The sequence below is a fragment of the Wenzhouxiangella psychrophila genome (genome assembly GCF_042310375.1).
Taxonomy (GTDB): domain Bacteria; phylum Pseudomonadota; class Gammaproteobacteria; order Xanthomonadales; family Wenzhouxiangellaceae; genus Wenzhouxiangella.
The window spans coordinates 206,557-220,088 of sequence record NZ_JBHJMQ010000005.1; the positions used below are offsets into that span (position 1 = coordinate 206,557).

The 13,532-nt window shown below is 63.7% G+C and carries 16 protein-coding genes and 1 other RNA gene; 10 read left to right on the forward strand and 7 right to left on the reverse strand.

Annotation, left to right across the window (positions count from 1 at the left end; all coding sequences use genetic code 11):
- The first annotated feature begins 97 nt into the window (after positions 1 to 97).
- Genes dapA through ACDC66_RS08720 form a run of 3 tightly spaced genes read left to right on the forward strand, consistent with a single transcriptional unit; the run spans position 98 to position 2,115 of the window.
- On the forward strand, positions 98 to 991 hold the full coding sequence (dapA, locus tag ACDC66_RS08710; RefSeq protein ID WP_376696318.1) for a 4-hydroxy-tetrahydrodipicolinate synthase: 894 nt from the start codon (positions 98 to 100) through the stop codon (positions 989 to 991).
- Between the two features lie 12 nt (positions 992 to 1,003).
- Complete coding sequence (locus tag ACDC66_RS08715) at positions 1,004 to 1,564, forward strand: cytochrome b (protein WP_376696319.1); 561 nt, start codon at positions 1,004 to 1,006, stop codon at positions 1,562 to 1,564.
- Positions 1,561 to 2,115, forward strand: coding sequence for a YceI family protein (locus ACDC66_RS08720; protein WP_376696320.1), 555 nt, complete (start codon positions 1,561 to 1,563; stop codon positions 2,113 to 2,115). The genes ACDC66_RS08715 and ACDC66_RS08720 overlap by 4 nt, the downstream gene beginning before the upstream one ends.
- Positions 2,116 to 2,241: 126 nt before the next feature.
- Here ACDC66_RS08720 and ACDC66_RS08725 read toward each other — a convergent pair whose 3' ends face one another.
- Positions 2,242 to 3,270 (reverse strand): NAD(P)/FAD-dependent oxidoreductase, encoded by a 1,029-nt coding sequence (locus ACDC66_RS08725; protein ID WP_376696321.1) that lies wholly within the window; start codon positions 3,268 to 3,270, stop codon positions 2,242 to 2,244.
- Positions 3,271 to 3,472: 202 nt separating this feature from the next.
- Here ACDC66_RS08725 and ung point away from each other — a divergent pair, with 202 nt between their 5' ends.
- Positions 3,473 to 4,156 carry a uracil-DNA glycosylase gene (gene ung / locus ACDC66_RS08730; protein WP_376696322.1) on the forward strand — a complete coding sequence of 228 codons (684 nt, stop codon included), beginning with the start codon at positions 3,473 to 3,475 and terminating at the stop codon, positions 4,154 to 4,156.
- 330 nt (positions 4,157 to 4,486) lie between these two features.
- Here the strand turns inward: ung and ACDC66_RS08735 are convergent, their stop codons facing one another.
- From ACDC66_RS08735 to ACDC66_RS08755, 5 genes are read right to left on the reverse strand one after another with little or no spacing between them, the layout of a single operon-like run.
- On the reverse strand, positions 4,487 to 5,380 hold the full coding sequence (locus tag ACDC66_RS08735) for a DMT family transporter (protein WP_376696323.1): 894 nt from the start codon (positions 5,378 to 5,380) through the stop codon (positions 4,487 to 4,489).
- Between the two features lie 4 nt (positions 5,381 to 5,384).
- The gene (locus ACDC66_RS08740; protein WP_376696324.1) at positions 5,385 to 6,578 is read right to left on the reverse strand and encodes an FAD-dependent monooxygenase; all 1,194 of its coding nucleotides are present in this window, start codon (positions 6,576 to 6,578) and stop codon (positions 5,385 to 5,387) included.
- Positions 6,575 to 7,768: an FAD-dependent monooxygenase gene (locus tag ACDC66_RS08745; protein WP_376696325.1), complete on the reverse strand. Its 1,194-nt coding sequence runs from the start codon at positions 7,766 to 7,768 to the stop codon at positions 6,575 to 6,577. The genes ACDC66_RS08740 and ACDC66_RS08745 overlap by 4 nt, the downstream gene beginning before the upstream one ends.
- On the reverse strand, positions 7,765 to 9,066 hold the full coding sequence (locus ACDC66_RS08750; protein WP_376696326.1) for an aminopeptidase P N-terminal domain-containing protein: 1,302 nt from the start codon (positions 9,064 to 9,066) through the stop codon (positions 7,765 to 7,767). The genes ACDC66_RS08745 and ACDC66_RS08750 overlap by 4 nt, the downstream gene beginning before the upstream one ends.
- Positions 9,067 to 9,080: 14 nt before the next feature.
- Positions 9,081 to 9,620 carry a UPF0149 family protein gene (locus ACDC66_RS08755; RefSeq protein WP_376696327.1) on the reverse strand — a complete coding sequence of 180 codons (540 nt, stop codon included), beginning with the start codon at positions 9,618 to 9,620 and terminating at the stop codon, positions 9,081 to 9,083.
- Positions 9,621 to 9,748: 128 nt separating this feature from the next.
- Here ACDC66_RS08755 and ACDC66_RS08760 point away from each other — a divergent pair, with 128 nt between their 5' ends.
- From ACDC66_RS08760 to rpiA, 6 genes are all read left to right on the forward strand, one after another.
- Positions 9,749 to 9,973 carry a TIGR02449 family protein gene (locus ACDC66_RS08760; RefSeq protein WP_376696328.1) on the forward strand — a complete coding sequence of 75 codons (225 nt, stop codon included), beginning with the start codon at positions 9,749 to 9,751 and terminating at the stop codon, positions 9,971 to 9,973.
- Positions 9,974 to 9,977: 4 nt separating this feature from the next.
- Positions 9,978 to 10,277 carry a cell division protein ZapA gene (locus tag ACDC66_RS08765; protein ID WP_376696329.1) on the forward strand — a complete coding sequence of 100 codons (300 nt, stop codon included), beginning with the start codon at positions 9,978 to 9,980 and terminating at the stop codon, positions 10,275 to 10,277.
- 12 nt (positions 10,278 to 10,289) lie between these two features.
- A non-coding RNA gene (gene ssrS / locus ACDC66_RS08770) (6S RNA) lies at positions 10,290 to 10,474 on the forward strand.
- Between the two features lie 34 nt (positions 10,475 to 10,508).
- Positions 10,509 to 11,102 carry a 5-formyltetrahydrofolate cyclo-ligase gene (locus ACDC66_RS08775; protein WP_376696330.1) on the forward strand — a complete coding sequence of 198 codons (594 nt, stop codon included), beginning with the start codon at positions 10,509 to 10,511 and terminating at the stop codon, positions 11,100 to 11,102.
- Between the two features lie 148 nt (positions 11,103 to 11,250).
- Positions 11,251 to 11,712 (forward strand): EVE domain-containing protein, encoded by a 462-nt coding sequence (locus ACDC66_RS08780; protein WP_376696331.1) that lies wholly within the window; start codon positions 11,251 to 11,253, stop codon positions 11,710 to 11,712.
- On the forward strand, positions 11,709 to 12,362 hold the full coding sequence (gene rpiA / locus ACDC66_RS08785; RefSeq protein WP_376696332.1) for a ribose-5-phosphate isomerase RpiA: 654 nt from the start codon (positions 11,709 to 11,711) through the stop codon (positions 12,360 to 12,362). The genes ACDC66_RS08780 and rpiA overlap by 4 nt, the downstream gene beginning before the upstream one ends.
- A 5-nt stretch (positions 12,363 to 12,367) precedes the next feature.
- Here the strand turns inward: rpiA and ACDC66_RS08790 are convergent, their stop codons facing one another.
- On the reverse strand, positions 12,368 to 13,402 hold the full coding sequence (locus ACDC66_RS08790; protein ID WP_376696333.1) for a GGDEF domain-containing protein: 1,035 nt from the start codon (positions 13,400 to 13,402) through the stop codon (positions 12,368 to 12,370).
- Positions 13,403 to 13,532 lie beyond the last annotated feature (130 nt).

Genomic DNA, 13,532 nt, shown 5'->3' on the forward strand with positions numbered 1-13,532 from the left:
ATCGGCTCGAAACTTGCCCAAGGGACATGAATGCTTGGCAAGCAAGCAGCTTCTCGCTGCCCATCTTTTGAACCATCAAGGATTACGGAGTGACATCGTGCAGGTAAAAGGCGTTTATACAGCCCTGGTCACGCCCTTCGACGAAGCGGGTGAAGTCAACTACGACATGCTGGGCGAGCTGCTGGAAAAACAGATCGCCGCGGGCGTGACCGGCGTCGTGCCGATGGGCACCACCGGCGAGTCGCCGACGATGTTCAATGCCGAGCACGACGGCGTCATTCGCTACACGGTCGAGAAGGTTGCCGGCCGGGTGCAGGTCTGGGCGGGCACGGGTTCCAACAATACCCAGCAGGCCATCCGTACCACGCGCGAGGCGCAGGAGGCCGGCGCCGACGGGGTTCTGGTCGTTACGCCTTATTACAACAAGCCGTCCCAGGCCGGTCTGCAGCGCTACTTTCGCGAGATTGCCGAATCGACCGAACTGCCCATCATCGTCTACAACATCAAGGGTCGCACCGCGGTCAACGTCGAAACTGAAACCATGGCCGAAATCGCGCGTATTCCCAACGTCATCGCGGTCAAGGAGGCCTCGGGCGATATCGGCCAGATGGGTGATGTCATCGCTTCGATCTGCCATCGCCACGACGAGCCCTTCTGGGTCGTCTCCGGCGATGACGCACTCACCCTGCCGCTGATGAGTATCGGTGGTCACGGTGTGATCTCGGTGGTGTCCAACCTGGTGCCCGAGCGCATGGTGGCGCTGGTCGACGCCGCGGCAAGAGGCGATTTCGAGACCGCCCGCCGCATCCATTTCGAGCTTTTGCCCCTGTTCAAGGCCAGCTTTATCGAGACCAACCCGGTACCGATCAAGGCGGCGATGAACCTCTGCGGTCTGAACGTCGGTGGCGTGCGCAGTCCACTGGCGCCGCTGACCGAGGGCAGTCATGACCGGCTCGCGGCGATCCTCAAGGAAGTCGGGCTGGTCGATTGAGTGGATGCGCGGGTGAGTGTTCCGTTTCGCAACACCGCACGGGTCTACGGATTGGTCAGCCAGGGTTTTCACTGGCTGGTCGTGGGCCTGATCATTGTCCAGTTCATCTGGGCATGGCGCATCGACCAGGTCGACGGCCTGCGTGATCGGCTCGAGCTGGTGACCCAGCACAAGACTATCGGCATGAGCATCCTGGCGTTCGTCGTGCTCAGGCTGCTGTGGCGGCTGTTCAACCGGCCGCCCCCGCTGCCCGAACACATGCCGCGCTGGGAACAATATGCCGCCCATGCGGGTCACTGGATTCTGTATGGACTGATCTTCGCCATTCCGCTTTCGGGTTGGGCGTACTCGTCGGCTGCCGGATACGGCGACTACTGGTGGGGTCCGATCGATTTCCCCAGCATCGTGGCCAAGGGTGAAGAAATGGAAGAATTATTCGAAACCACGCATGAGTGGCTGACCGATGCGCTGGCGATTGTCGCCATTGGTCACGCGCTGGCCGCGCTGCGCCACCACTTCTGGCTCAAGGACGACATACTGAAAAGGATGCTGCCGATATGGCGAAAGGAATGAAGAGCATAGTGCTGGCATTGCTGATGCTGCCGGGGCTGAGCCTGGCCGACTGCCTCAGGGCGGACCAGGAAGATGGTGAGTTGAAGTTTATCGGCGTGGCCGATGGCAATCGCTTCACCGGCGAGTTCGGCGAGTTCGAGGTATCGCTTTGCATGGACAAGCAGGAGCTCAAAAGCGCCGGTATCGAGGTCATCGTCAAGACGGCCTCTGCCGATACCGGCGACGGCCAGCGCGACAGCGAACTGCACGGCGAGAATTTTTTCCACGTCGAGGAGTATCCGGAAGCGACCTGGGAAAGCACCGAGATTCGTGCTGACGGCGATACTTTCGTTGCCGAGGGCAAGCTCACGCTGCGCGGCATGACCAGCGACCAGCCCGTGCGCCTGGAGCTTACGGACGACGAGCCGCCGGTACTCAGCGGCAGCGCAGAAATCATGCGCCTGGACTGGAATGTCGGCACCGGGGACGAGGATTTCGAAGACACCGACTTCATCCGCAACCGCGTCGACCTCGAATTCGAGCTGCAACTCCAGCCATACTCTGGGGGATAAAGAGTCGGTAACCGCGGATCGTGACCGTTTTGGTCATTCGAATTTCGAACATTCGAATTTGAAATTTTCAGTACCAGCTAACGACTGAACGCGAGAAGTCCGTCAGAAGCTAATCGGAAGCGCCCCTCATTCATCCGCCACCCCCAACCGCTTGTGCATGATCGGTGAGGTGGTCGTGTACTGCACGAACTGTCGCTGCTCGGGGTAGACGTATTTCTGCACGCCGAAGGCCGCCAGCGCGCCCTCGTGAAATCCTGACAGGATGAATTTCTTCTTGCCCGGGTAGGTATTGACGTCACCGATGGCGAACACGCCTTCGACCGAGGTCTGGAATTTCTCGGTATCGACCGGGATCTGTTTTTTCTCCAGGTCCAGGCCCCAGTCGGCGATCGGCCCCAGGTCCGGCGCCAGGCCCCAGAACACCAGCACCTCGTCGCCCTCGACGCTGAACTTGTTGCGATCGAGGTCCATCATGTCGAACCCCGTGAAATGCCCATTATCGCTGTGCACCTGGGTAATGATGCCCTGACGTTCGCTGACCTTGCCCTCGGCCGCCAGTGCACGGACCTTCTCGACCGAGGCGGCCGCGCCGCGGTACTCGTTGCGGCGGTGAATCAGGTCGACCGAGGCCGCGATGTCGGCCAGGTCCATGGTCCAGTCCAGCGCCGAGTCGCCCCCGCCGAGGATCAGCAGGCGCTTGTCGCGGAAATACTCGCGGTTGGTGACCTTGTAGTGAATCTGGTCGCTTGTGACCTCGTCGATCCCCTTGGCCTTGAGCTTTCGCGCCTGGAAGGCACCCAGGCCCGCGGCGATGATGACCGCGCCGGCGTCGAATTCCGTGCCCGCGGAAGTGACCACGGTGAAGCGCCCGTCGTCGCGCTTTTCGAACTTCTCCACGCGCTGGCCCAGGTGAATGCCGGCGTGGAAAGGCTTGATCTGCTGCATCAGCTTGTCGACCAGCTCCTGCGCGCCGATCACCGGCCAGGCCGGGATGTCGTAGATCGGCTTTTCCGGATACAGCTCGGCACACTGACCGCCGACCTGGGGCAGGGAATCGACCAGCTCGGCCTTGAGGCCCAGCAAGCCGAGTTCGAAAACCTGGAACAGGCCAACCGGGCCTGCGCCGACGATGACCGCATCGGTCTGGATTGCCATGGGTGACTCCGGATGGTTTTGCAGTGGATTCAGAATTCGGTCTCCTATGATAACCGTGGTCAATGAGGTTTCAGGTTTCAGGTTTCAGGTTTCAGGTTTCAGGTTGCCGGGTTGCGATATCCTGCTGCCTGAACCCTGAACCCTGAACCCTGAACCCTGAACCCTGAACCCTGAACCCTGAACCCTGAACCCTGAACCCTTTATGTACGAGCAACGCGACATCAAACTCCATCCCGAGTGGCTCGAGGCCATCGGCGGTGAATTCGACCGCGACTACATGCAGCGACTGCGCGCCTTCCTGCTGGAGCGCAGCCGGGCCGGGGCCACGGTCTATCCGCCGGGTCCGCAGATTTTCAACGCGCTGGACTCCACGCCGCTGTCAAAGGTCAAGGCCGTCATCCTCGGCCAGGACCCCTACCACGGACCGGGCCAGGCGCACGGGCTGTGCTTTTCGGTTCAGAAGGGCGTGCGCCCGCCGCCGTCGCTGGTCAACATTTTCAAGGAAATCGAGTCCGACCTGGGCTTGCCCGTGCCGCCCCACGGCTGTCTCCAGGCCTGGGCCGACCGGGGCGTGCTGCTGCTGAACGCCGTGCTCACCGTCGAGCGCGGCAACGCCGGCGCGCACCAGGGCAAGGGCTGGGAACAGTTCACCGACGCGGTTGTACAGGCCGTCAACGAGCGCCGCGACAATGTCGTCTTTTTCCTGTGGGGCAGTCACGCCCAGAAAAAGGGCGCCGGTATCGATGGCAATCGCCACCTCGTCCTCAAGGCACCGCACCCGTCGCCGCTTTCGGCCCACCGCGGCTTCTTCGGCTGTCGACATTTCTCCAAAGCCAACGAGTGGCTCGAGAGTCGCGGCGTGGCGCCGATCGACTGGAGCCTTTAGAGTCCCCGCCGATAGGGGATCCGTAAACCCCTCGCCTTCAGGCGATGGATCAGTCCTGTAATTTGCAAATTCCAAGCACCAATTCGCAAACAAGGACCAATGTTTCAATGATCGAATGATCAAAACATGGCCTCGGGCATTCGAAGCGCCCCGATTAGTTTCGGTGACTTGAAAATTCGGTCATTGAGATTTGTTTGGAAATTGGTGCTTGGTACTTGGACATTGATGTCCTGGAGCAATTGGCCGCATGGCCTATCGATCTGGCTTTAGCCGGTGGTCGTTGACCGACGGTTGTGGGCGAGAGTCCAAAAGCGGTGGGTACGATGCTCTCTAACTAAGTTTCCGCCTGGAAGCAGAACGCAGGCCGAGGTAGATGCCGACCAGGGCCAGGGCGATGCCGGTCAGCTGCCAGGTGTCCAGGCGGAGGCCGAAGATGAGGTAGTCCCACAGCACCGAGGAGGCCGGCTGGATGAGCAGCAGCAGGCCGACGATGCCGGCCGGCAGGAAGGGCATGCCACGGGTGATCGACAGCCATCCGAGTACCTGGCAGACCAGGCCCAGGCCGATCAGCGCAGCAAGCGCCTGCCAGGTGGGGATATCGAAGCTGTTGCCCTCGAGCAGGTTGGCCGCCCCCAGGATCAACGCGCAGAAAAAGGTTGACTGCAGCAGCCGGGCCTCGGGCCGGATATGGCCGTGGCGGATCTGGAAGCCCCTCAGGCTCAACAGGTAGAGCGCATAAGCCAGGGCAGTCAGCAGACCCAGGATGACGCCCATGCGATAGTCCGGCGGCAGGTTGGCCCAGTCGCGGCCGAACAGCAGCCACAGGCCACCCATGGCCAGTCCCAGGCCCGATGCAAATCGCCAACCGACCCGCTCACGCAGCCAGATTACGCCGATGGCGGTCAGCAGAAAGACCTGGAAGTTGGCCAGCAGGGTCGACAGGCCCGGGCCGATGTAGTCGATGGCGCGGTGCCAGAACCAGATGTCGGCGGCGAAGAAGGCGCCAATCAGCAGGGAGCCGAGCCAGTTGTCGCGCCAGCCGACGCGCATTTCCGGACGCAGGGCGAGCAGGGCGGCGAAGGCGAGACAGCCGAAGACCATGCGGTAGAAGCCCGAAGTGGTCGGCGGCATGCCGGTCAGCCGCGCGAAGATGGCGGCGAAGCTGAGCATGATGGCGCCGGCGAGTACCAGCAGTGCGGCCTTGAGGGGCGAGGGCGTATTCATCGAGTCATCGGGCGCTGCGGGCCAGTTTGGGGCTGTCGCGGTCGAGGCCACAGGCGTGCTCGACGAAAGCCTCGCGCAGGGGCCAGAGCAGGCCGGCGGCCGTGAAGCCCAGCCCGGCCAGAGCGCGGCCCGGTCCGGCACGGGTGAATTCATTGATGGCATGGATGCCGCCGGCGACCATGCTGCCGCCGCTGATGCGCCAGCGCTCATAATGCCTGAGCGGGCGTGCCGGGTCGTTGTCGCCGGTCCACTCGGCCAGTACCTCGGCGAGGGCGGCAGCGTCCATCAGGCCCAGGTTGAGGCCCTGGCCGGCCAGGGGGTGGACGTTGCGCGCGGCATCGCCGAGCAGAATGAGTCGGCCGCGAACCAGGGATGTCGCCTGGCGGCGGATCAACGGAAAGGCATAGCGCTGCGTCGACGCGGTGGCTGCGCCGAAGGGGCTATCCTGGTAGTCGTTGAGCTCGGCCAGAAACGCTGTCTCGTCAAGAGCCTTCAGCTCGGTCGCGCGCCGCTCGGGCTGCGACCACACGATTGATGAGCGGCCGTCGGCCAGCGGCAGCAGGGCCAGCGGTCCGTGCTCGGTGAAGCGCTGCCACGCGATGCCGGTGTTGGGTCGCTCGGTAGTGACGTGCGTAACCAGGGCCTGTTGGTTGTAGTGCCATATCTCGGTCTCGATGCCGGCCATCTGGCGAAGTCGACTGCGCGCGCCGTCGGCGGCCACCAGCAAGCGCGCGCGCAGGGTCTTGCCGTCGTCGAGTTCGATGCGTACATGGTCTTCGCGCTGGCTGAAGCCCTTCACGCCGGCCGGCGCGATCAACTCGACGTTTTCCACTTCGGCCAGCGCTTGCCAGCCACAAGCTTGCAGCCAGGGCACCTCCACGATCCAGCCGAGATGGGCCAGGCCGTGCTCGGAAGCCCGGAATTCGATCTCGCCGCCGTCGGCATGCACCTGCATGCGGTCATAGGGGCCGAGGCGCTCCGCCGGCAGTCGTTCCCAGGCGCCTGCGCCGCTCAGCACGGCGGCCGAGCCGGGGGCGATAGCGACGACGCGTGGGTCGAAATCGGCGGTCGGATCGGGGTCTTCGGGGCGGCGCCGGTCGATCAGGGCGATGCGATGGCCGCCCTGCGCCAGCAGGGCCGCGGCCGCGGCGCCGGCCACCCCGCCGCCGGCGATGACGATGTCGTGATCGACCCTCATCGATGATTCTCCGCGGCCAGGGAGCTGACCGGTTCACGAAAGCCCATGGCGGCGCGAACCAGGCGCCTTGAAAGCGCCGGGACGGCGGCGTGTGCGAACAGCCCCAGGCCGGTCCCCAGTCGCATGACCGAGGAAGGATTCGAGAAAGCGCGCGCCAGGGTGTCGGTATAGCGCACGGTTGCAGCCTGGTCGGCCCGCCGGTCGGCGAACCAGGCAGACAGAACGTCCTCGTGACCGGGGTCGTCGGCCTGGCCGGCATGATCGACCAGTGCGGCGACATCGCGCAGGCCAAGGTTGAAGCCCTGGGCCGAGACGGGGTGGATGGTGTTGGCGGCGTTGCCGACCAGGGCCACGCGTCGTCCCAGCGGGCGCGGTGTGTGCGTGAGCGCCAGCGGGTAGCTCGCGCGCTTGCCGGGGGAGGCGAAGCCAGCGGGTGCCCGGCCGCTACGCGCCTCGAGCTTATCGATCAGCGCTTGGTTGTCCAGGGCCAGGGCCGACTCGATTCGTTCGCTGGTATCGATCCAGACCACGCCCAGGCGATCTTCGGGTTGCGGCAGAAAGGCCAGCGGGCCCACCGGGGTGAAACGCTCCCAGGCGGTGTCGGCTGTCCGGCCCGGGCAGCGGGCGTTGAAGATCATGGCCGACTGCCCGTAGTCGTGGCGCGTACTTTCGATGCCGGCCAGGCGGCGGACGGTGGAGTTCGTGCCGTCCGAGCCGACGAGCAGCGGGGCGCATAGCCGCTTGCCGCTTTCCAGTTCGATCTCGGCGCGTTCGTTAGAGGCGTCGATGGCCGCCAGACGCTCGGGGCAGAATGAATCGACGCGTTCGACCGCCTCGAGCCGGCGCAACATGGCCGCCCCCAGCTCGCGTGCGACGATGACGGCGCCGAAGCGTTCGCATCCGTGTTCCGCGGCCTGGAGCGACAGGTGGCCGGGAGCGCCGGCACGGCTGATCTCGATGCGCCTGAGTTCACAGGTTGTGAGGCGATCGTCGAGGATGCCGAGGTTCGAAAGGATATTGAGCGAGGCGGCGTTGACCACCAGGGTGCGATCGTCGAAGCTCGGCCGCGAGTCGGCCTTCGGCTCGAAGGCCTCGACCAGGGCAACGCGTTTTCCGGCCCGGGCCAGGCCGATCGACAGGGCCGAGCCGGCCAGGCCGCTGCCGACGATGATGACGTCGAATTCGTTCATGACCGCATGAGCGCCTTGATATCCTCCGGGCCGGTGGGCACGGCCGAAGTCAGGTTCTCGGGCTCGTCGTCGGTGACGCGAATGTCGTCCTCGATGCGGATGCCGATATTGTGGAAATGATTGGGGATGTCGTCACCGCCGTCGATGTAGAGTCCGGGCTCGACCGTAGTCACCATATTTTTCTCTAGGAGCCGCGACTGTTCGTCGATGCGGTAGTCACCCACATCGTGCACGTCCAGCCCCAGCCAGTGGCCGGTCTTGTGCATGTAGAAGCGCCGGTAGTGGCCCGCTTCAAGGTTTTCGTCCAGGCTGCCGTCGAGCAGGCCCAGGTCGATCAGGCCGCGCGTGAGTGTCGCCACGGCGGCTTCGTGGAAGGCCTCGAAGGGCTCGCCCGGCCGGACCCGGTCGATTGCGGCGTGCTGGGCGGCCAGTACGACGTCATAGAGGTCCCGTTGCGGTCCCGAAAACTGCCCGTTGACGGGAAAGGTACGCGATATATCGGCGGCATAGCCGGCGAATTCGCAGCCGGCGTCGATCAGTAGCAGGCCGTCGTCGGGCAGCGGCTGGTCGTTGCGGATGTAGTGCAGCACGCAGGCATTCGCACCGCTGGCAACGATCGGCAGGTAGGCGGAAGGGCAGCCGTTGCGGGTGTACTCGTAGAACAGTTCGGCCATGATCTCGGTTTCATTCATGCCCGGCCGACAGGCTTGCATGGCCCGGGTGACCGCAGTGGCCGATATCTTTGCGGCCCGGCGCATGCAGCGGATTTCGTCGCGCGACTTGATCAGGCGCTGCTCGTGCAGCAGTGGTTCGAGGGCGACAATCTCACCGGGGCCGTGGCTGCCGCGCTGCTCGGCGCGCAGGCGGTTGCGCCAGCCGATGATGCGCTGGTCGAGTTGCGCGTCCTTGCCGACGAGGTGGTAGATGCGATCGCAGCCTTCCATCATCGCAGGCAGGATCTCGTCGAGGTCGCCAATCGGGAAGGCGTCGTCCATTCCCAGCGCCTCGATTGCGCCGTCCAGGCCCAGGCGCGGCCCATCCCAGCGTTCGCGATCGGGATCGCGCTCGCGCAGGAACAGGATCTGCTCGCCGGATTCGCGCCCGGGGCGCAGCACCAGTACGGCCTCGGGTTCGTCCAGGCCGGTCAGGTAGAGAAAGTCACTGTCCTGGCGGTAGGGATAGAAGGCGTCGCCGTTGCGCAGTCGCTCGGGGGCGGCGGCCAGCACGATCAGGGCCTCGTTGCCGGCCTCTTCCATCAGCCGCCGACGGCGGCGGGTGAATTCCTCGCTTTTGATCATGGCCGGTAAGGGGTTCAGTGTTTCGTGGCGCCGGCCCGGCATTCCTCGCGCAGCATCAGGATGGCCACGCGCACGAACTCGACCAGCTCGGTGAAGGCGCCTTCCTCCGCCTCCTGGTCGGATTCCGGGTCAGTGGCCGCGCGCGCGATCTGTTCGACCATGTGCAGTGCATCGCTGGCCTCTTCGGACCGGATGGTGGGAGAGGCGGCGCCGAAGCCCGTCAGGAACCCCGAGCACCAGTGCGCCAGGCAGCGCGTGCGCTCTTCCAGCGGCCGGTCCTCGGTGGGCAGGAGCAGCTGGAAGTCCATGTTCTCGGAAGCCAGTTCCTTGCGGAGCTGGCTCAGGGCCGGGCCGAGCTGATCGAGAATGCGTTCGGACGTCCAGTCACCCACTTGCAGGGCGGCCAGGTGGGTGGCGAGTTCGCTTTCGTCCTGGTCGGGCTTTCCGCAAAGCAGTCCGGTGACCACGGCGTGGGTCTCGGCGACGGTTTCGGGCGCGCTGTCGGCGGCCACGGCGAGGAGCCAGGCCAGCTTGGATTCCTGTTCGGTCGTCATGAATTCAGGTGCTGAAAGTGAGGATATCGAGTTTATCACTCGGGGGTGGCTGCAATCGAAGAGTTGTGAAGCGGCTTGACAGGTTCTATGATTAAGCCCTTGAAAGATTTCGAAACGGGGACCCGATCATGGAATCGCTGGAGCGCACCGTCCGCAGTATCGACCGGCTGGAGCAGCGCCTGAAGGAATTGTTCGAGCGCCTGGAGCGCTTGGAGGACGAGAACAGCTCGCTGCTTGCCCGCCAGGAATCCCTGGTGGCCGAGCGTGCCACCCTGGTGCAGCGCAACGAGGAGGCCCGGACCCGGGTCGAGGCCATGATCGAGCGTCTCAGGGCGCTGGAAAACGCGGGGTAAGCCCATGAGTCAGTCTCCCGAACCGGTGACGGTGCGCATCGTCGACCGCGAATATCGCGTGATGTGCACGCCCGAGCAACGCCGCACCTTGATGGAGTCGGCTCTGTTTCTCGATCAGCAAATGCGCGAGATCCGTGATTCCGGCAAGGTTTCCTCGATGGACAAGATCGCCGTCATGGCCGCGCTCAACCTGGCCGAGGAGGTGCTCAAACTGCGCCAGCAGGCGCACGATCGGGGTGATCAGGTCGATGCCCGGGTGCGCGATTTGGCCGATCGGCTTGATCGGGCACTGGAGCAGGACTAGACTGGAGGCAGGCGCTCTCTGCGGTGTTCGCCAGCAGGAACGTAATATGCCTTGTCCCTACTTATCGACCTCGGGATGGCGACTTTTCAGCTGGTGTGCAGTCCGCTTTAGGCGAATTGCCTGAAGGCTGGAAGAGCCAACCCACCTGAACCTCTGGTTCAAGGTCACCGACCTGCAGCGGCACATGTGGAGAGCGCCACTCCCTTAGTCTCGCCGCCCAGAGCCTCCCGCATGGCCTCCGAATTCCGCGGATCCAACAACAGCAAGAACGACTTGCGCAAGCAGCTCATCGAGCGGCGCCGAAGCCTTCCTCAATCGCGCCGAGCGTCGAGTGACGCCGCAATTCGTCAACAAGTCGTACAGATGTGCGAGCAAACGCGGAGTCAACGCATTGCGGGATTCGTGGCCCACGCCGGGGAACCGGACCTGATGCCTGCGCTGGAAAAGTTGCACCAGACGGGCCACGAGACATGCCTGCCGGTGGTGCGCGACCGGCGCATGCATTTCTGCCGCTGGCAGCCCGACGCCCGGATGGCAGCGAATCGATTCGGCATCCCCGAGCCGATCGATGGCGACAACCTCGAACCGAAGGCGCTCACGCTGGTGTTCGTACCGCTGGTGGGTTTCGCGCCGGACGGTGGCCGGCTGGGCATGGGCGCCGGGTTTTACGACCGCGCCTTCGCCTTCTGCCGGGAGCGTATCGGTCAACTGCCGCGTTTGATCGGTGTTGCCTACAGTGTCCAGGAGGTCGAAACCCTGCCGACAGATGAATGGGACGTGCCCTTGGACGGCATCATCACCGAAAAGGGCTTGCGGTGGTTCTGACTCTGCCGGTGCGGCGCCGGCTTCGCGATCCCCTGCCTTCCAACGGGACAGAGAATGCGTGAAGGTCGTGAGGGGGGTACCGCACCGTTGTCCTGACTGTCATGACGTAGACTAAGCAGTGAGTTCGAAAATCTGAATCCTGAAACCTATGCAATATTGGCTGATGAAATCCGAGCCCGACGTTTTCGGTATCGATGATCTCGAGCGTGTCGGCACCGAACCCTGGGACGGGGTGCGCAATTACCAGGCGCGCAACTTCATGCGTGACGACATGAAGACCGGCGACAAGATTTTCTTCTATCACTCGAACTGTAAGGAGCCCGGCATCGTCGGCATCGCCGAAGTGGCGAGCAAAGCCTATCCGGATCCCACCCAGTTCGATCCGGACTCGAAGTATCACGATCCGAAAAGCGATCCCGACGACCCGCGCTGGATGCTGGTCGACGTCAGGTTCAAGCGGCGCATGAAGCGCACGATACCGCTACGCGAGGTCAAGGAACATGGCGAGGCCCTTGAAGGGCTGCCGCTGATACGCAAGGGCAACCGGCTGTCGGTCATGCCCGTCGACAAGGCCCACTGGGACTACATCATGGGAATGGAAAAGCTATGAGCCAGCAACGACTCAAGATCGAGGTTGCCCGCGCCGCCCTGGAATATGTCGAGGACGGCATGACGCTCGGGGTCGGCACGGGTAGCACGGTCAACGCCTTCATCGACGAGCTGGCCGCCTCCGGAAAGCGGCTTGATGCGGCCGTGTCCTCGTCGGAAGCGACCACCGAGCGCCTGAAGGCCATTGGCGTGCGCGTAGTCGACCTCAATCACACCGGTGACCTCGAGCTTTACGTCGACGGGGCCGACGAGGTCGACGAACATCGTCGCCTGATCAAGGGCGGCGGCGGAGCGCTGACGCGCGAGAAGATCATCGCGGCGGCCAGCCGCAAGTTCGTCTGCATCGTCGATGCTTCCAAGTGCGTCAAGGTGCTGGGCGAGTTCCCGTTGCCGGTCGAAGTGATTCCCATGGCGCGCGCGATGGTCTCGCGCAAGCTCGTCGGCCTGGGCGGCCGGCCCGAACTGCGCGAGGATTTCACCACCGACAACGGCAACCTGATCCTTGATGTGCGCAACCTCGACCTCGTGGACCCGGTCAAGGTCGAGACCGAGATCAACCAGATTCCGGGGGTGGTCACCTGCGGCCTGTTCGCCCGGCGCGGCGCTGACGTCGTGCTGGTTGCGACCGAAGGCGGTATCGATCGGCGCTAGCGCGGTCAGGCGATGACCAGGCGGTCACGCCCGGCGCGCTTGGCTTCGTAAAGGGCGTGATCGGCGCGTGCCAGCCACTTTGACCAGTTTTCGCCGTCATTGATGACGGCCGCCCCGGCAGAGAAGTGCAGGGGGGCGTCGGGTCCTTCAATCTTGCCGCTCAGGCGCCGATGCAGGTCGTCGAGATTGGACTTTGCGGTCCCGGCATCCATGTCGCGCAACAGCACCACGAATTCTTCTCCACCCAGACGATAGAGACCGTCTTCTGTGCGAAGTTCATCGCGCAGGACTTCGACAAACTGCGAGAGCACCTTGTCGCCGGCTTCGTGGCCGTGCGTGTCGTTGATGCGCTTGAAGTGATCCAGGTCGAGCACCATCAGCGTTGCGGGTCGCCGGCTGCGGCGGCGTTCGGCCACCGCCTTTTCCAGTTCGTGCTGCATCAGCCGGCGGTTGCCGGCGCCGGTCAGCGGGTCGAGCGTGGCCAGTTCGGAGAGCAATCGGCGCTGCTCGCGAAGCTGGTTGGTAAAAACCAGCCCGAATCCCGAGATGAGTACCGCAACGGTCAGCCAGCTGATCTGGTGGAGCAGCGAATCAAAAAGATAAACGCTGGCGCTCAGCGCGACGGTGATAACCAGGTTGCAGGCGATTGCGAGATTGCGCGGCAGTACCAGAAAGTTGATCCATAGCACCAGGTAGGTCCAGAGCAGGCCGTTGGAGCTGACCAGCATGGCGCTGAGAAGGCATGACAGACTGATGACGATGCCGAACAGGACCAGGGCCGTTTGCCGGAATCGGGCGACCTGCCCGAGCAGGAGGATCGAGGTCAGCATCACCACGATGACGGCGTTGATCAGCGCGCCGGCCGTGTCTCCGGTGAAATAGCGATAGAAAGCAAAGCCGGTGACAACCACCACGGTCGTGAACCCGCAGTAGTTCATCACTGTCATTTCGATGCTGCGCCTGGCCAGGCCCACAGGCCACTCGAGCGAAGGTTGCTGTCGCTCGGCGGAGCCCGGCTCGGAATCCTGACTGGACGGCATATTGTTCCCCCACTCAAAACAGCCGCGAGGCGCTGTTTTGCCGCTGTAGATGAACTGGAATATGCCACACGGGGTCGACCGACGGCAAGCTGGCCAGCGCCGAGCCGTTACAATGGCGCCTGGATTCAAG